Genomic DNA, 15,624 nt, shown 5'->3' with positions numbered 1-15,624 from the left:
GTCCTGCCGGGTCAGCCGGCGAGGCCGACCACCAGCCAGACGAACGCGGCACCGGCCACCGTGCACAGCAGGGTGGAGCGGGCCGGGTGCTCGTGGTGGGCCTCGGGCAGGATCTCGGCGGCGGCGAGGTAGAGCAGCACGCCGCCGAAGAGGCCGAGATAGCCGCCGAGCACCGGTTCCGGGAGGCGGAAGAAGAGCGTGGACAGCGCGCCCAGCAGGGGTGCGCAGGCGTCGGCGACCAGCATGCCGACGGCCCGGCGGCGCGCGTTGCCGTACAGGCTGGTGAGGGTGAAGGTGTTGAAGCCGTCGGCGAAGTCGTGGGCGATCACGGCGAGCGCGACGGCCGTGCCCATGCCGCCGCCCACCTGGAAGGCCGCGCCGATCGCCACGCCGTCCATGGCGCTGTGGCCCACCATCGCCGCGGCCGCCGCGAGACCCACCTCGGGCACCCGGTGGTCGTGCCCCTCGGCGCCGCCGTGCGCGGCCTGGCGGGCGGCCAGCGTGCGCTCCACCAGATGGGCGAGCAGGAATCCGGCCACGAACAGCAGCAGGGCGGCGGGCACGCCGAAGATCTCACGGTCGGCCGCGCGCAGCGCCTCCGGCAGCAGGTCCAGGCCGACCACGCCCAGCATCAGCCCGCCGGCCAGGCCCAGGACCAGATGGCGGCGGTCGGTCACGCGCTGTGCCGTCCAGCCGCCGGCCAGCGTCATCAGGAACGCGCCGAGCGCCACGAAGACCGCCATAGGGCCTTGCTATCCGATGGACCGCCGTTCGCGCATGTCCGACAGCCGTTCACGTACTGACTTGTAGGAGAGGACCGATTCCCATGGCCGATGCCCCCACCGGCAAGGTGACCTTCGTCGGTGCCGGCCCCGGCGCCGCCGATCTGCTGACGTTCCGTGCCGCGCGGGCCATCGCCGAGGCCGACGTGGTGATCTGGGCCGCGAGCCTGGTGCAGGCGGAGGTCCTCGACCACGCCCGCGAGGGCGCCGAGATCCTGGACTCGGCGACCATGTCCCTGGAGGACGTCGTCGCCGTGTACCGACGTGCGTTCGAGGAAGGGCTGAAGGTCGCCCGTATCCACTCCGGCGACCCGGCCCTGTGGGGCGGCACGCAGGAGCAGCTGGACCGCTGCGAGGAGATCGGCATCGCGACCGAGGTCGTCCCGGGCGTGTCCTCGTTCTCCGCGGTGGCCGCGCTCGCCCGGCGCGAGCTGACCATCCCCGAGGTCGCGCAGTCCGTGGTGCTGACCCGGCTGGGCGGGGGCAAGACGCCGATGCCGCCCGGCGAGGAGGTGCGCGAGTTCGCCCGGCACGGCACCACGATGGCGGTCTTCCTGTCGGCGGCGCGCAGCGGGCAGCTGGTGCGGGAGCTGCTGGAGGGCGGCTATCCGACGAGCACCCCGGTGGTGGTGGCGTACCAGGCGACCTGGCCGGAGGAGCTGATCGTGCGGTGCACGATCGGCACGCTGGAGGAGACGGTCAAGGAGCACAAGCTCTGGAAGCACACGCTGTTCCTGGTCGGCCCGGCGCTGGCCGCCCACGGGACGCGCTCGCACCTGTACCACCCGGGCCACTTCCACGGCTACCGCAAGGCCGATCCGCAGGCACGGCGGGCACTGCGCGAGCAGAAGGCGAAGAGTTGATCACGGTCGTCGGTGCGGGAACGGGCACGCCCGTGCCCGCGGACGTCCTCGCCGGGGCCGCGCTGGTCGTCGGCGGGCGGCGGCACCTGGACGCCGTACGGCTGCCCGAGGGCGCCGAGCGGGTCGTGCTCGGGCCGCTGGCCCCCGCCCTGGACACCGTCGCGGAGTACGTCGGCAAGGCGCTGCCGGTCGTCGTGCTGGCGTCCGGGGACCCGGGGTTCTTCGGGATCGTGCGGGCGCTGGCCGAGCGGTTCGGCGCCGGACTGCTCCGGGTGCGGCCCGGTGTGTCCTCCGTGGCCGCCGCCTTCGCCCGGACCGGGCTGCCCTGGGACGACGCGGTCGTGGTCAGCGCGCACGGCCGGGAGCTGCGTACGGCGGTGAACGTGTGCCGGGCGCGGCCGAAGGTGGCCGTGCTGACCGGGCCGGGTGCCGGACCCGCCGAGTTGGGTGCCGCGCTGCCCGGTGACCGGGTCCTGGTGGTGGCGAGTGCCCTCGGCGACCCGGAGCGGGAGCGTGTGGAACGGGTGACGGCCGCCGAGGCGGCGGCCCGGGACTGGGGTACGGCGGTGAGCGTGGTGCTGTGCCTGGACGAGGCACGGGCGCTCGGCGCGATGCGCACGGTCGCCGGGGCACCGGGGGCGCCGGCCCGGTGGGCGCTGGACGAGAGCGAGTTCGCCCACCGGGACTCGATGATCACCAAGTTCGAGGTGCGGGCGCTGGCCCTGGCCCGGCTGGGGCCGCGGCTGGGCGACCTGGTGTGGGACGTGGGGTCCGGGTCGGGCTCGGTCGCGGTGGAGTGCGCGCGGTTCGGCGCGGCCGTCGTCGCCGTGGAGAAGACTCCGGACGGGGTGGCGCGGATCCGCGCCAACGCGGACGCCCACGGCGTCGACGTGGACGTGGTGCACGGCTCGGCACCGTCCGCGCTGGCGGGGCTGGCGGACCCCGACTCGGTGTTCGTCGGCGGCGGGGGCCGGGAGCTGCCGGCCATCGTCGCCGCGAGCGCGCGGCGGGCGCGGCGCACGGTCGTCGTCGCCATGGCCGCGCTGGACCGGGTGCCGGCGGCGCGCGAGGCGCTGACGGATGCCGGGTTCACCTGCGACGGGGTGCTGCTGCAGTCCTCCCGTCTGGCGCCGCTGCCCGGGGACGTGACCCGGCTGGCGGCCACCAATCCTGTGTTTCTGCTGTGGGGCGTGCGAACCCCGGTGTCCAGTGAAGGAGTTGCCCAGTGATCGGCCTCATTTCCGCCACCGCGGCGGGAGCGGCGGCGCGGGACCGGCTGGCCGCGGCCTGGCCGGAGCGTACGCGCGTCTACGACGGCCCCGTCGGGGAGGCCGTACGGGCCGCGTTCGCCGAGTGCGAGCAGTTGGTGTGCTTCCTGGCGACGGGGGCGGTGGTACGGCTGCTCGCCCCGCTGCTCGGCGACAAGGCGACCGATCCGGGCGTGGTCTGCGTGGACGAGGGCGGCCGGTTCGCCGTGTCCCTGCTCGGCGGGCACGGCGGCGGCGCCAACGAACTGGCCCGCGAGGTCGGTGAGTCGCTGGGCGCGGAGCCGGTGGTGACGACGGCGACGGACGCCGTCGGACTGCCGGGCCTGGACACGCTCGGGCTGCCGTACGAGGGCTCGGTCGCCGCGGTGTCCCGGGCCCTGCTGGACGGCGAGCCGGTCGCGCTGCGGGCCGAGGTGACCTGGCCGCTGCCGCCGCTGCCGGTCGCGGCCGAGGGCTCCTGCACCATCCGGCTCACCGACCGGGCCATCACGGCGGGCGAGCGGGAGGTGCTGCTCCGGCCGCCGACGCTGGTGGTCGGGGTGGGCGCGTCCAGGGGCGCGCCGGTGGCCGAGGTGCTCGGGCTGATCGAGGGGACGCTGGCCGGGGCGGGGCTCTCGCCCGCGTCGGTGGCCGAGCTGGCCACCGTGGACGCCAAGGCGCAGGAGCCGGGCATCGTCGCCGCCGCCGAGCGGCTCGGGGTGCCCCTGGTGACGTACTCCGCCGAGGAACTGGCCGGCGTCGAGGTGCCCAACCCGTCCGACGCGCCGCTCGCGGCCGTCGGTACGCCGTCCGTCGCCGAGGCCGCCGCCCTGCTGGGCGGCGGTGCGCTCCTCGTGCCCAAGCGGAAGTCGGAGCGCGCCGACGGACAGCCGGCGATGGCGACCTGTGCCGTGGTACGGCGTCCGGGGCGCGGGCGGCTCGCGGTGGTCGGGCTCGGGCCGGGCGCCCGGGACCTGCTCACCCCGCGCGCGACGGCCGAGCTGCGGCGGGCCTCGGTGCTGGTCGGGCTCGACCAGTACGTGGACCAGATCCGCGATCTGCTGCGGCCCGGCACCCGGGTGCTGGAGTCGGGGCTCGGCGCCGAGGAGGAGCGGGCCCGTACGGCGGTCGCGGAGGCCCGCAAGGGGCACGCCGTGGCGCTCATCGGCAGCGGGGACGCGGGCGTGTACGCCATGGCCTCCCCGGCGCTCGCCGAGGCCTCCGACGACATCGACGTGGTCGGGGTGCCCGGGGTGACGGCCGCGCTGGCCGCCGGGGCGATCCTGGGTGCGCCGCTGGGCCACGACCACGTGTCGATCAGCCTGTCCGACCTGCACACCCCGTGGGAGGTCATCGAGCGCCGGGTGCGGGCGGCGGCCGAGGCGGACATCGTGGTCACCTTCTACAACCCGCGCTCCCGGGGCCGCGACTGGCAGCTGCCCAAGGCGCTCGCGATCCTCGCCGAGCACCGGGAGCCGGCGACGCCCGTCGGGGTCGTCCGCAACGCCTCCCGGCCGGACGAGTCCAGCCGGGTCACCACCCTCGCCGGACTGGACCCGGCGAGCGTCGACATGATGACGGTCGTGACCGTGGGCAACACGGCCACCCGGGAGATCGCGGGGCGCATGGTGACCCCGCGCGGCTACCGCTGGCAGGAGGCCTCGTCGACGAGCGGCTCCGCGGGGCAGGAGGACGACCGGTGAACCGGGCCGTCCACCCCGTCGCACGGCAGTCCTTCCGGCGACCGCGCGCCCGCCCCGACGCCTCCCCCGCGCTCGTCACCGGCCGGCCCGGCGGCTTCGTCCGGCAGGCCGGGTCCCGGGAGGCGTTGCGGGCGAGCGGGCCGCCCGCCCTGCGCGACGTGCCCCGGAAGGGCCGTCCGGCGGTCGCCGCCGCCACGCCCGACGCCCTGCCGTACCACCCCGTTTCAGCTGAGGAGACCTCGTGACCACCCCGCCCGCCCTGCTCATCGCCGGCCACGGCACCCGTGACGACGCCGGAGCCGAGGCGTTCCGCGACTTCGTCCGGGAGCTGGGGCGCCGCCACCCCGAGCTGCCCGTCGCGGGCGGCTTCATCGAACTGTCCCCGCCGCCGCTGGGCGAGGCCGTCACCGAGCTGGTCGAGCGGGGGGTGCGCCGGTTCGCCGCGGTGCCGCTGATGCTGGTGTCCGCCGGGCACGCCAAGGGCGACATCCCGGCCGCGCTGGCCCGCGAGAAGGAGCGGCACCCGGGCATCTCGTACACCTACGGCCGCCCGCTGGGCCCGCACCCGGCGCTGCTGAGCGTGCTGGAGCGGCGGCTGGACGATGCGCTCGGGGGTACGGCGCGGACGCCCGAGGACCGGGCGGACGTCACCGTGCTGCTGGTCGGGCGCGGGTCCACCGACCCCGACGCCAACGCCGAGGTGTTCAAGGCGGCGCGGCTGCTGTGGGAGGGCCGCGGGTACGCCGGGGTGGAGACGGCGTTCGTGTCGCTGGCGGCGCCGGACGTGCCGAGCGGCCTGGACCGGTGCGTCGCGCTGGGCGCGAAGAGGATCGTCGTGCTGCCGTACTTCCTGTTCACCGGCATCCTGCCGGACCGGGTGCGGCAGCAGACCGAGGGATGGGCCGCCGCGCACCCGGGGGTGGACGTGCGGTCGGCCGACGTCATCGGGCCCGAGCCGGAGCTGCTGGACCTGGTGATGGAACGGTACGAGGAGGCCGTCAAGGGCGACCTGCGCATGAACTGCGACTCGTGCGTGTACCGGATCGCGATGCCGGGCTTCGAGGACAAGGTGGGGCTGCCGCAGCAGCCGCACTTCCACCCGGACGACGACGGCCACCACCACGGGCACGGGCACCACCATCACGGGGGGCACTCGCACAGCCATGCGCACTGAGCGGACCGGCGGCCCCGGGCACGATCTGCGGCACCACGGGGACGCCGAAGTACGGGACACGGGTGCCGCGTTGGTCGACCTCGCCGTCAACGTCCGCGCGGACACTCCCCCGCCGTGGCTGCGGGAGGAGATCGCCGGCTCGCTGGCGTCGCTCGCGGCCTACCCGGACGGGCGGGCCGCGCGGGCGGCGGTGGCGGCGCGGCACGGGCTGCCCGTGGAGCGGGTGCTGCTGACGGCGGGGGCCGCGGAGGCCTTCGTGCTGCTCGCCCGTGCCCTGAAGGTGCGGCGGCCGGTCGTGGTGCACCCGCAGTTCACGGAGCCGGAGGCCGCGCTGCGGGACGCCGGGCACACCGTGGACCGGGTGCTGCTGCGCGAGGCGGACGGGTTCCGGCTGGACCCGGCGGCCGTACCGGAGGACGCCGACCTGGTGGTGATCGGCAACCCCACCAATCCGACGTCGGTGCTGCATCCGGCGGAGGCGGTCGTCCGGCTCGCCCGGCCGGGGCGGACGCTGGTGGTGGACGAGGCGTTCATGGACGCGGTGCCGGGTGAGCGGGAGTCGCTGGCCGGACGGACCGATGTGCCGGGTCTCGTCGTGCTGCGCAGCCTCACCAAGACCTGGGGGCTGGCCGGGCTGCGCATCGGGTACGTGCTGGCTCCCGCGGAGATCGTCGCCGAACTGGCGCGGGCCCAGCCGTTGTGGCCGGTCTCGACGCCGGCGCTGACCGCGGCCGAGGTGTGCGTGGCACCGCGGGCACTGGCGGAGGCGGGGCACGCGGCGCATCGCATCGCGGCGGACCGGGCCCATCTGGTGACGGAGCTGGCGGCCTTCGCCGGCCGGGGCGTGCGGGTGACGGAACCCGCGGAGGGGCCGTTCCTGCTGGTGCGCATGCCGGGTGCCGCCGCGGTACGGCGACGGTTGCGCGACCTCGGCTACGCCGTGCGCCGAGGGGACACGTTCCCGGGGCTCGGCGCGGACTGGGTACGGGTGGCGGTGCGGGACCGGGCGACCGTGAACGGCTTCCTGGAAGCTCTGTCGGCCGCCCTCGATTCGCCCACCCACCCAGCCGACCCGCTCGGCTGAGAGGTCGGGGCCACGGCCTCCCGCCCCGGCCGGCCGCGAGGCCCCCGGCGGCCGGGGCGACGGCGTCCCGCCCCGGCCGGCTGCGAGTTCGCCGGCGCGGTGCCCCGTGGGCTCGCGGTCGCGCGGTGCTGTCACGAGATCGCCCGCAGCCTCGGCCGGTCCCGGAGTCGTTCGAGCGCCGTCGCCGTTTCCTCGTCCGCCGGCAGGTACACCACGAGCTGCTGGGCGTCCGCCGGGGCGTCCAGTGTCTCGCGCCGGAACCGGAGTTCGTGTCCCGTCGGGTGGTGGAGCCGGAGCGTCCCCCGCCGCGGCACCACATGCCGGTTCATGCGGCGCGTGAAATCGGGGCCGGCCACGGGGGCCAGTTCCGCGCCGAACCATTCCGAGTTCTCGACGGACGGGCCGAGCCACAGGTCGAAGGCCTGCTCGTCGGCGATCTCGTCCCAGTCGGCGAAGAACGTGCGGGCCCGCGGGTCGGTGAAGACGTACCGGGTGAGGTTCGGGGTGTCGCCGTCGAGCAGTCCGGTGCCGCCGGCCAGCGTCTCGTAGCCGCTGGTGCGGGCGAGGATGTCGCCGAGACGGTTGGTCACCACGGCGATGCCCGGCTCCAGGAGGCGCAGCGTCTCCAGGAGCGAGGGCCGGACGTCCCGCCGGGGCGGGGCCGGGCGGGCGTGCGCGGTGCACTCACCGCCGGTGATCTTGGCGAGGTAGCGCAGGTGGCCGCGTTCCGCCGGGTCCAGGCCGAGCGCGTCGGCGAGGGCGTTGACCACCGGGATCGAGGGGTTGCGGTCCCGGCCCTGTTCGATCCGGGTCAGGTACTCGACGCTGATGCCGGCCCGCGCGGCGAGGTCCAGCCGGCGCAGCCCCGGCGACCGGCGGCGGCCGCGCTCCGGCAGTCCCAGCGTCTCCGGCTGGATGCTGTCGCGCTTGGTACGGATGAAGTCCCCCAGCGGTGTGCCCATGAGGCGAGGATAGGTGGGCTGTCCGCGGCCGGTGGAGGGCTCAGAGTGGCCCTGCGGGGGCCAGCCTGAGCCCGGCCTGGTCACCCGGTGCGCGGCGCCCGATCGTGGTGGGCATGGAGAACACCACGCACAAGTTGCTGATCATCGTCGGAAGCGTCCGGGAGGGCCGGTTCGGTCCGGTCGTGAGTTCGTGGGTGGCCGAACAGGCCCGTGCCCACGGCGGGTTCGAGGTGGACGTCGTCGACCTGGCCGACATCGACATCCCGCTGGCGCTGCCCGCCGCCCCGCCCAAGTACGCCGGGGACGGCTACCCCCGGCCCGCCGGGATGGCCCGGCTGACCTCGGCGCTGGAGGAGGCCGACGCCTTCGTCGTCGTCACCCCCGAGTACAACCACAGCTACCCGGCCTCCCTGAAGGCGGCCATCGACTGGCACTTCACCCAGTGGACGGCCAAGCCCGTCGCCTTCGTCAGCTACGGGGGCGCGGCCGGGGGCCGGCACGCCGTCCTGCACCTGGAGAACGTGCTGACCGAGCTGCACGCGGTGACGGTCCGGGACGGGCTGGCCTTCCCGAACTACTTCACCGCCTGGCAGGACGGCGAGCCGTTGGACGCCGAGGCCCCCGGGTACGCCAAGACCGTGCTGGACCAGCTGTCCTGGTGGGCGGGCACGCTCCGGGCGGGCCGGGAGGCCGCTCCCTACCCGGGGTGACCCGCGGGACGGGGGCGGCCGGACGCCGTCAGCTCTTGCGGCGGCGGGCCGCCACCACCGCTCCCCCGCCCACCAGCAGCAGCGCCAGCGCGCCACCGGCGATGTACGGGGTCGCCGAGCTGCCGCCGGTCTCGGCGAGGTCGGCCTGGGCCGGGGCGCCCTGGGGGCGGACGTCGGCGGCCGGGTCGTGGCTCGGCACCGGCTTCCCGGTGGGCGGTGCCATCGGGGACTCGCAGGTGGCCTTCGCCAGGGTGACCGTGCCCTCGACGTCGGCGACGCCCAGCTTCAAGGGGTTGACGGAGACCTTGAGTTCGAGGGCGGTCGCGGCGGCCGTACGGGTCGTCGTGGTCCGCCGGGCGAGGTCCAGGCGGACCTCGCCGACGGCGGGCACCTTGACCTCGGTCCGGCCGCCGGCGGTCAGGGTGACCCGCTTGCCGAGGACGGTGACGGTACCGAGGACGTTCGCGGCGGCGGCCGGCGCCTTGCCGGTCTCGCAGGTGGCCCTGGCGGTGATCGTGTCGGCCTCGATCAGGGACAGCAGGGGCAGTCCGGGGAGGTGCAGCCGGGCGTGGGCGACCCGGACCGAGCCCTCGGCCCGCCGGGCGGTGGCCGTGGCCCTGGCCTCGGCGACGTCCGCGCCGAGCACGGTGAAGGGCTTGCCGCCGTTCACGCCGTCGAGCCGGGCGGAGAGGGCGGTTCTGTCGGCGCTCCGGGGTGCCTGGACCTCGTTGAGCGAGACCGCGAGCGGGACGTTCACGGTCTTGTCGAGCAGGGACACGTCGAGCCCGGTGCGCAGGACGACGGCGGAGGCGCGACCGTGGCCGGTGGTCGCGTGCGCGGCGCCCGCGCCCAGGACCGCGGGCGCCGCGGTGAGGGCGGTGACCGTCGCGAGGGCGGCGAGACGGCGTGCGGGCAGGCGGAAGTTGTTGCTGTTCAAGGCGGTGGGACCCCCATCGGGAACATGCTTGGGACCCGTCAACCTTGTACGCACTGTGGGTGAACGGTCAGCTGTGCAGGGTTACTTCACTCCAACGTGGATATTCCGCACGTCGATTCGAATCACGAGTACATCTACTCGACGATCCGCCCGTTCAGCACCACCCGTCGCGGCGCCGCCAGCACCCGTACGTCCGCCCGGGGATCCGCCTCGTACACCACGAGGTCGGCCGGGGCACCCTCCTCCAGGCCGGGCCGGCCGAGCCAGGCGCGGGCACCCCAGCTCGTCGCCGACAGGGCCGCCACGGGCGGGATGCCGGCCGTGACCAGCTCGGCGACCTCCTCCGCGACCAGGCCGTGGGCCAGTGAGCCGCCGGCGTCCGTGCCGACGAACACCGGGATGCCGGCGTCGTGGGCGCCGCGCACGGTGTCGTAGCGCCGCGCGTGCAGCCGGCGCATGTGGGAGGACCAGCGCGGGAACTTCTTGTCGCCGCCGTCCGCGAGCTTGGGGAAGGTGGCGATGTTGACGAGGGTGGGGACGATCGCGACGCCCCGCTCGGCGAACATCGGGATCAGGTCCTCGGTGAGGCCGGTGGCGTGCTCGATGCAGTCGATGCCCGCCTCGACCAGGTCGCGCAGGGAGCTTTCGGCGAAGCAGTGGGCGGTGACGCGGGCGCCGAGCCGGTGCGCCTCGGTGATCGCGGCCCGCACCGCCTCGCGGGGCCAGCAGGGGGCCAGGTCGCCGAGGTCGCGGTCGATCCAGTCGCCGACCAGCTTGACCCAGCCGTCGCCGCGCCGGGCCTCCCGGGCGACGTACGCCACCAGGTCGTCCGGCTCGATCTCCCAGGCGTAGTTGCGGATGTAGCGGCGGGTGCGGGCGATGTGGCGGCCCGCCCGGACGATCTTCGGCAGGTCGTCCCGGTCGTCGATCCAGCGGGTGTCGGAGGGCGAGCCCGCGTCCCGGATCAGCAGGGTGCCCGCGTCCCGGTCGGTGAGCGCCTGCTTCTCCGCGGTCTCCGCGTCGACCGGGCCGTGCGCGTCGAGGCCCACGTGGCAGTGCGCGTCGACCAGACCGGGCAGGGCCCAGCCCGTGACGGTCCGCACGTCCCGGGCCCCGGCGGGGCGCTCGTAGGAGACACGGCCCCCGACGACCCACAGGTCGTCGCGGACGTCCTCCGGCCCCACCAGGATCCGGCCCTTCACGTGCAGCACCGCGCCATCGCTCATGCCCGCACCTTAACGACCTACGGCGCGGACTTCCCCACCTGGTCGGAGGTCTCCTCCTCCACCTCGGCCATCGCGGGGTCGAGCAGCCGGGAGAGGAAGTGCCGGGTGCGCTCGTGCTGCGGATCGCCGATGACCCGCTCGGGGCTGCCGTCCTCGACGATCACACCGCCGTCCATGAAGACGACCCGGTCGGCGACCTCGCGGGCGAAGGTCATCTCGTGGGTGACGACCATCATCGTCATGCCCTCCCGGGCGAGCCTGCGCATGACGGCGAGGACGTCTCCGACCAGCTCCGGGTCGAGGGCCGAGGTCGGCTCGTCGAACAGCATCACCTCGGGGCCCATGGCGAGCGCGCGGGCGATGGCGACGCGCTGCTGCTGGCCGCCGGAGAGGGAGGACGGGTAGGCGTCGGCCTTCTCGGACAGGCCGACCCGGGCCAGGTTCTCGGCGGCGGTCCGCGCGGCCGCCGCCTTGTCCCGCCCGAGGACCCGGCGCTGCGGCAGCGTGAGGTTCTCGGTGACGCTCAGGTGCGGGAAGAGGTTGAACTGCTGGAAGACCATGCCGATACGGCGGCGTACGGCGTCGATGTCGACGTCGGGGTCGGTCACCTCGGTGCCGCCGACGAAGACCTGGCCCCGGGTGGGCTCCTCCAGCAGGTTCACGCAGCGCAGCAGCGTCGACTTGCCGGAGCCGGAGGGGCCGATGACGCAGACGACCTCGCCCTGGCCGATCTCCAGGTCGATGCCGCGCAGCACCTCGTTGTCGCCGAAGGACTTGTGCAGTCCGCGGACCTCGATCTCCGGGCGGCTCACCGGATCGCCTCCTGGGCCTTGGTCTCCATACGGCGGACGACGAAACTGAGCGGGATGGTGACCAGCAGGTAGCACAGGCCCGCGACCAGGATCGGCGTGGAGTTGGCGGTCGTGCTGGCGAGGTCGCGGCCGAACTTGGACAGTTCCCTCTCCTCCAGGGTGACGCCGAGGAACAGCACCAGCGAGGAGTCCTTGAAGAGCAGGACGAGTTCGTTGGTGAGCGGCGGCAGGATGATCCGGAAGGCCTGCGGGACGATGATCGAGACCATGGCCTTCGCGGGCGAGAAGCCGAGCGAGCGGGCGGCCTCCATCTGCCCCTTGGGCACGGCCTGGATGCCGGCGCGGATGGTCTCCGCCATGTAGGCGGCCGAGACGAGTCCGAGCGCGAGGGCGACCTTGCCGTACGTGCCGCCGGGGATCTCGGTGCCGGGGAAGGCGAGCGGCACGGCGACACCGACGAAGATGAAGATCAGCAGGGCGGGCAGGCCCCGGAAGATCTCGATGTAGACGCTCGCCAGCCAGCGGTACGGACCCACGGAGGACAGCCGCATCAGCGCGATGGCCATGCCGAGGACGAGCCCGACGACAAAGCCGGACACCGTGTAGAGCACGGTGTTCTTCAGCGCCAGCGTGATGACGTCCGGGAACATCTGCCGGGCGATGTCGGCCTGGGCGAACTGGTTCTGCAGCCGGCCCCAGTCCGCCGTGACCGCGAAGGCGATCACGGCGGCGGCGAAGACGGCGTACTGGGCGCCGCGCGACAGGCTGCGCTTCTGGCGCCGGGTCAGTCCCTTTTTCTTCGGCTGGAGTCGTACGTCCGTATCGGTCATGAGGCGGCGGGCGAGGCGACGGAGGCGTTGTACGGGCCGATCCACTGCTCGTAGATCTTCTTGTAGGTGCCGTCGGCCTTGGCCTTCTTGAGCGCCTTGTCGATGGCGTCGAGCAGCGCCTTGTTGCCCTTCTTCACGGTGAAGCCGTACTGCTCACCGGTCTTGAGGTTGTCGACGACCTTGAACTTGTCGGCGTTGGCCTTGTCCTTCAGCCAGCCCTGGACCACCGGGTAGTCGATGACGACGGCCTGGACCTGGCCGGTGCGCAGGCCGTTGAGGACGGCGTCGGAGGACTCGAAGGAGATCGGGTCGTAGCCCTTGCCCTTGACGTAGTCCTCGCCGGTGGTCTGCGCCTGGGCGCCGAGCTTCTTGCCCTTGGCCTTGACGTCGGCGAGCGAGTCGATCCCGCTGCTCTTGTCGACCAGGACGGCCTGGGTGGCCTCGAAGTACGGGTCGGAGAAGTCGACGTTCTTCTTGCGCTCGGGCGTGATGGTCATGCCCGCGGCGGCCAGGTCGCACTCCCCGGAGTTCAGGAAGGCGCCGGTCTTGAAGTTCTCGAAGGGCGTGTCGAGGATCTGCTGCTTGACGCCGAGGTCCTTGGCGACGAGATCGATCAGGGACACGTCGAAGCCCTGGACCTTGCCGTCCACCTCCGACTGGAACGGCGGGTACGGCAGGTGGGTACAGGTGGTCAGCTGACCGGCCTTGGCGAGGTGGACGCCCTTGACGGTCGTCTTGCCGCTCCCCGAGTCGCTGGAGGAGCAGCCGGCCACGACGAGCACGAGTGCGGCGGTCGCGGTGGTGGCGGCCAGGAGGCGGGTCCGGCGCCCTGCGAGCGTTTTCATGGGGAGATCTCCTGTGGGGGAACTGTGGCTTCCGATTATAAGGAAGGGTTTGAGTCTCTCAAATCAAACCCATGGTTACGAAGGCTTTCAACCTAAGATCGATGGAGTCGATCCCCGAGAGCAGAAGAGAGCACCGCCGTGACCCACCCCTTCCTCGACCTGCCCCCGCTGACCGCCGAGCGTTTCGCCGCGATCGAGGACGGGGTGGCGCGGCTGCTCCGGACCCGGCAGGACGTCCTGATCACCCAGGGCGAGGCACTGCTGCCGCTGGAGGGCGCGATCCGCGCGGCGGCCGGGCCGGGCACGGTGGCGCTGAACGTGATCACGGGTCCGTACGGCCAGACCTTCGGCAACTGGCTGCGCGACGCCGGCGCCACGGTGCACGACATCGCGGTCCCCTTCCACACGGCGGTGACCGCCGAGCAGATCCGGGAGGCGTTCGCCGAGCACCCGGAGATCGACTTCGTGTCGCTGGTGCACGCGGAGGCGGCGACCGGCAACACCAACCCGGTCGCGGAGATCGGCGAGGCGGTACGGGAGCAGGGCGCCCTCTTCTACCTGGACGCGGTGGCCTCCGTGGGCGCGGAGCCGGTGCTGCCGGACGCGTGGGGTGTGGACCTGTGCGTGATCGGGGCGCAGAAGGCGATGGGCGGCCCGGCGGGCGTGTCGGCGATCTCGGTGAGCGAGCGGGCGTGGGCCCGGATGGCCGCCAACCCCGGCGCCCCCCGCCGCTCCTACCTCTCCCTGCTGGACTGGAAGGAGCGCTGGACCGACGCCGGCCGCAAGGCGCTGCCGCACGCTCCGGCCCAGCTGGAGATGCTGGCGCTGGAGGCGTGCCTGGAGCGGATCGAGTCGGCCGGGCTGGAGACGGTGATGGACCGGCACCGGCGCGCCGCGCTGGCCACGCGGGCGGGCGCGGTCGCGCTGGGCGGGGGCCTGGAGCCGTACGTGCACGAGGAGAAGGACGCGGCGCCCGTCGCCACGACGCTGCGGGTGCCGTCCGGGGTGGTGGCCGCGGAGCTGGTGGCGCAGGCCCTGGAGAGCGACCCGGCGCTGCCGCTGGCGGCCGGCGGCGGCGCCCTGGCCCAGGAGATGATCCGGGTCAACCACTACGGCCCCGACGCCACGCCGGGCGCGGTGCAGGGGTCGCTGGCGGCACTGGGGGCGGCTCTCGCCGAGAAGGGGCTGCCGGTCGATCCGGCCGCCGCCCGCCGGGCCGCGGAGACCGCCTGGCACTGATCGAAGTCGGAATTCAATTCCCTTTCACAATTCCCACCAATTCCCCGGACGATAGCTTCCCATCTGCTTCTGCCCGCTTTTTGCAGAGCTAAACAGGGGAGTTTGCAGACGGCTTTCCTGCACTTTCCGGGCTGTGACACACTCCACAACGATGGCGTTTTGTGGTGGTTTGCCGTGGGGCATTGCGGACATTTCACCTATGCCCCTGGCAACACCGCCGACAGCTCCCGTGCATTCTTGAATTCGCCTCGCTAAATTCGTGCCGCATGACTGCCGCACCCGCAGAACTTCTCATCGAACGGCCGACGACGACCGACGGAGCCGCGCTCTGGCGTCTCGCCAAGGAATCGAAGACCCTCGATCTGAACTCCTCCTACAGCTATCTGCTGTGGTGCCGGGACTTCGCCGACACCTCGGCGGTGGCGCGTGGTGCGGACGGGGAGCCGGTCGGTTTCGTCACCGGATACCTGCGGCCGGACCGTCCGCACACCCTGCTCGTCTGGCAGGTGGCCGTCGACCCCGGCCACCGGGGCGCCGGCATCGCCGCCGCGCTGCTGGACGGCCTGACCGCCCGGCTCGCCGCCGAACGCGGCATCACCGAGCTGGAGACCACCATCACCCCCGGCAACACCGCCTCCGAGCGCCTGTTCACCTCGTTCGCCGAGCGGCACGGCGCGCGGGTCGGCCGGGAGGTGCTGTTCTCCGCCGGCCTGTTCCCCGATGGCCCCCACGATCCCGAAGTCCTTTACCGCATAGGCCCGTTGACCGCGTCCACCCCCCACTGAGGAGCGATTCACGTGACCATCACCCAGCCCGATCTCAGCGTCTTCGAGACCCTGGAGTCCGAGGTGCGCAGCTACTGCCGTGGCTGGCCCACCGTGTTCGACCGCGCGCGGGGCAGCCGGATGTACGACGAGGACGGCCATGCCTACCTGGACTTCTTCGCCGGTGCGGGGTCGCTGAACTACGGCCACAACAATCCCGTGCTGAAACGGGCGTTGATCGACTATCTGGAGCGTGACGGTGTCACGCACGGACTGGACATGTCGACCACGGCCAAGCGCAGCTTCCTGCAGACCTTCCAGGATCTGGTGCTGCGTCCGCGGGACCTGCCCTACAAGGTCATGTTCCCGGGCCCGACGGGTACCAATGCCGTGGAGTCGGCGCTGAAGCTGGCGCGGAAGGTGAAGGGGCGCGAGGCGATCGTGTC

The 15,624-nt window shown here is 73.4% G+C and carries 17 protein-coding genes; 10 read left to right on the top strand and 7 right to left on the bottom strand.

Features of this window, described 5'->3' with window-relative positions; genetic code table 11:
* Positions 1-11: 11 nt before the first annotated feature.
* A complete protein-coding gene (locus ACZ7KF_RS37470; RefSeq protein ID WP_471085737.1) occupies positions 12-743 on the bottom strand; it encodes a ZIP family metal transporter in 732 nt (243 codons plus the stop codon).
* Positions 744-826: 83 nt separating this feature from the next.
* Here ACZ7KF_RS37470 and cobM point away from each other — a divergent pair, with 83 nt between their 5' ends.
* Genes cobM through cobC form a run of 6 tightly spaced genes read left to right on the top strand, consistent with a single transcriptional unit; the run spans position 827 to position 6,853 of the window.
* Positions 827-1,645, top strand: a complete 819-nt coding sequence (gene cobM / locus ACZ7KF_RS37465) for a precorrin-4 C(11)-methyltransferase (RefSeq protein ID WP_471085734.1) — start codon at positions 827-829, stop codon at positions 1,643-1,645.
* Positions 1,642-2,874, top strand: a complete 1,233-nt coding sequence (gene cbiE, locus ACZ7KF_RS37460; RefSeq protein ID WP_471085731.1) for a precorrin-6y C5,15-methyltransferase (decarboxylating) subunit CbiE — start codon at positions 1,642-1,644, stop codon at positions 2,872-2,874. The genes cobM and cbiE overlap by 4 nt, the downstream gene beginning before the upstream one ends.
* Positions 2,871-4,595: a precorrin-3B C(17)-methyltransferase gene (gene cobJ, locus ACZ7KF_RS37455; RefSeq protein ID WP_471085728.1), complete on the top strand. Its 1,725-nt coding sequence runs from the start codon at positions 2,871-2,873 to the stop codon at positions 4,593-4,595. Before cbiE ends, cobJ begins: the two co-directional genes overlap by 4 nt.
* Positions 4,592-4,840, top strand: coding sequence for a precorrin-8X methylmutase (locus tag ACZ7KF_RS37450; protein ID WP_471085725.1), 249 nt, complete (start codon positions 4,592-4,594; stop codon positions 4,838-4,840). The genes cobJ and ACZ7KF_RS37450 overlap by 4 nt, the downstream gene beginning before the upstream one ends.
* Complete coding sequence (locus ACZ7KF_RS37445; RefSeq protein WP_471085722.1) at positions 4,837-5,769, top strand: sirohydrochlorin chelatase; 933 nt, start codon at positions 4,837-4,839, stop codon at positions 5,767-5,769. Before ACZ7KF_RS37450 ends, ACZ7KF_RS37445 begins: the two co-directional genes overlap by 4 nt.
* Entirely contained in the window at positions 5,759-6,853 is a 1,095-nt protein-coding gene (cobC, locus tag ACZ7KF_RS37440; protein WP_471085719.1) for an Rv2231c family pyridoxal phosphate-dependent protein CobC, read from the top strand. Before ACZ7KF_RS37445 ends, cobC begins: the two co-directional genes overlap by 11 nt.
* 131 nt (positions 6,854-6,984) lie before the next feature.
* Here the strand turns inward: cobC and ACZ7KF_RS37435 are convergent, their stop codons facing one another.
* Positions 6,985-7,815, bottom strand: a complete 831-nt coding sequence (locus ACZ7KF_RS37435; protein ID WP_471085717.1) for a helix-turn-helix domain-containing protein — start codon at positions 7,813-7,815, stop codon at positions 6,985-6,987.
* 113 nt (positions 7,816-7,928) lie between these two features.
* On the opposite strand from ACZ7KF_RS37435, the gene ACZ7KF_RS37430 reads away from it, so the two are divergent.
* Positions 7,929-8,525 (top strand): NADPH-dependent FMN reductase, encoded by a 597-nt coding sequence (locus ACZ7KF_RS37430; protein WP_471085714.1) that lies wholly within the window; start codon positions 7,929-7,931, stop codon positions 8,523-8,525.
* Positions 8,526-8,553: 28 nt separating this feature from the next.
* Here the strand turns inward: ACZ7KF_RS37430 and ACZ7KF_RS37425 are convergent, their stop codons facing one another.
* From ACZ7KF_RS37425 to ACZ7KF_RS37405, 5 genes are all read right to left on the bottom strand, one after another.
* A complete protein-coding gene (locus ACZ7KF_RS37425) occupies positions 8,554-9,462 on the bottom strand; it encodes an SCO1860 family LAETG-anchored protein (protein ID WP_471085712.1) in 909 nt (302 codons plus the stop codon).
* 134 nt (positions 9,463-9,596) lie between these two features.
* Positions 9,597-10,688: an amidohydrolase family protein gene (locus ACZ7KF_RS37420; RefSeq protein WP_471085709.1), complete on the bottom strand. Its 1,092-nt coding sequence runs from the start codon at positions 10,686-10,688 to the stop codon at positions 9,597-9,599.
* A gap of 17 nt (positions 10,689-10,705) precedes the next feature.
* Positions 10,706-11,500: an amino acid ABC transporter ATP-binding protein gene (locus ACZ7KF_RS37415; RefSeq protein WP_471085707.1), complete on the bottom strand. Its 795-nt coding sequence runs from the start codon at positions 11,498-11,500 to the stop codon at positions 10,706-10,708.
* Positions 11,497-12,330, bottom strand: a complete 834-nt coding sequence (locus ACZ7KF_RS37410) for an amino acid ABC transporter permease (RefSeq protein WP_471085704.1) — start codon at positions 12,328-12,330, stop codon at positions 11,497-11,499. The genes ACZ7KF_RS37415 and ACZ7KF_RS37410 overlap by 4 nt, the downstream gene beginning before the upstream one ends.
* Positions 12,327-13,175 carry a transporter substrate-binding domain-containing protein gene (locus tag ACZ7KF_RS37405; RefSeq protein ID WP_471085701.1) on the bottom strand — a complete coding sequence of 283 codons (849 nt, stop codon included), beginning with the start codon at positions 13,173-13,175 and terminating at the stop codon, positions 12,327-12,329. Before ACZ7KF_RS37405 ends, ACZ7KF_RS37410 begins: the two co-directional genes overlap by 4 nt.
* 138 nt (positions 13,176-13,313) lie before the next feature.
* On the opposite strand from ACZ7KF_RS37405, the gene ACZ7KF_RS37400 reads away from it, so the two are divergent.
* The 3 genes from ACZ7KF_RS37400 to ACZ7KF_RS37390 form a co-directional block, all read left to right on the top strand.
* Complete coding sequence (locus ACZ7KF_RS37400) at positions 13,314-14,414, top strand: pyridoxal-phosphate-dependent aminotransferase family protein (protein ID WP_471085699.1); 1,101 nt, start codon at positions 13,314-13,316, stop codon at positions 14,412-14,414.
* Between the two features lie 266 nt (positions 14,415-14,680).
* Positions 14,681-15,199, top strand: a complete 519-nt coding sequence (gene ectA, locus ACZ7KF_RS37395) for a diaminobutyrate acetyltransferase (protein ID WP_471085696.1) — start codon at positions 14,681-14,683, stop codon at positions 15,197-15,199.
* A gap of 12 nt (positions 15,200-15,211) precedes the next feature.
* Positions 15,212-15,624 (top strand): aminotransferase class III-fold pyridoxal phosphate-dependent enzyme (locus tag ACZ7KF_RS37390; protein ID WP_471085693.1); only part of this gene is annotated, 413 nt, incomplete at its 3' end.

The organism is Streptomyces sp. NPDC038200 (assembly GCF_055600785.1).
This window is presented reverse-complemented; position numbering and strand designations above follow the sequence as displayed.

Bases quoted from the DNA above. Each gene is read 5' to 3' on its own strand.
- ACZ7KF_RS37470 (WP_471085737.1), bottom strand. From the start codon at position 743: ATGGCGGTCTTCGTGGCGCTCGGCGCGTTCCTGATGACGCTGGCCGGC.
- cobM (WP_471085734.1), top strand. From the start codon at position 827: ATGGCCGATGCCCCCACCGGCAAGGTGACCTTCGTCGGTGCCGGCCCC.
- cobC (WP_471085719.1), top strand. From the start codon at position 5,759: ATGCGCACTGAGCGGACCGGCGGCCCCGGGCACGATCTGCGGCACCAC.
- ACZ7KF_RS37435 (WP_471085717.1), bottom strand. From the start codon at position 7,815: ATGGGCACACCGCTGGGGGACTTCATCCGTACCAAGCGCGACAGCATC.
- ACZ7KF_RS37430 (WP_471085714.1), top strand. From the start codon at position 7,929: ATGGAGAACACCACGCACAAGTTGCTGATCATCGTCGGAAGCGTCCGG.
- ACZ7KF_RS37420 (WP_471085709.1), bottom strand. From the start codon at position 10,688: ATGAGCGATGGCGCGGTGCTGCACGTGAAGGGCCGGATCCTGGTGGGG.
- ACZ7KF_RS37410 (WP_471085704.1), bottom strand. From the start codon at position 12,330: ATGACCGATACGGACGTACGACTCCAGCCGAAGAAAAAGGGACTGACC.
- ACZ7KF_RS37405 (WP_471085701.1), bottom strand. From the start codon at position 13,175: ATGAAAACGCTCGCAGGGCGCCGGACCCGCCTCCTGGCCGCCACCACC.
- ectA (WP_471085696.1), top strand. From the start codon at position 14,681: ATGACTGCCGCACCCGCAGAACTTCTCATCGAACGGCCGACGACGACC.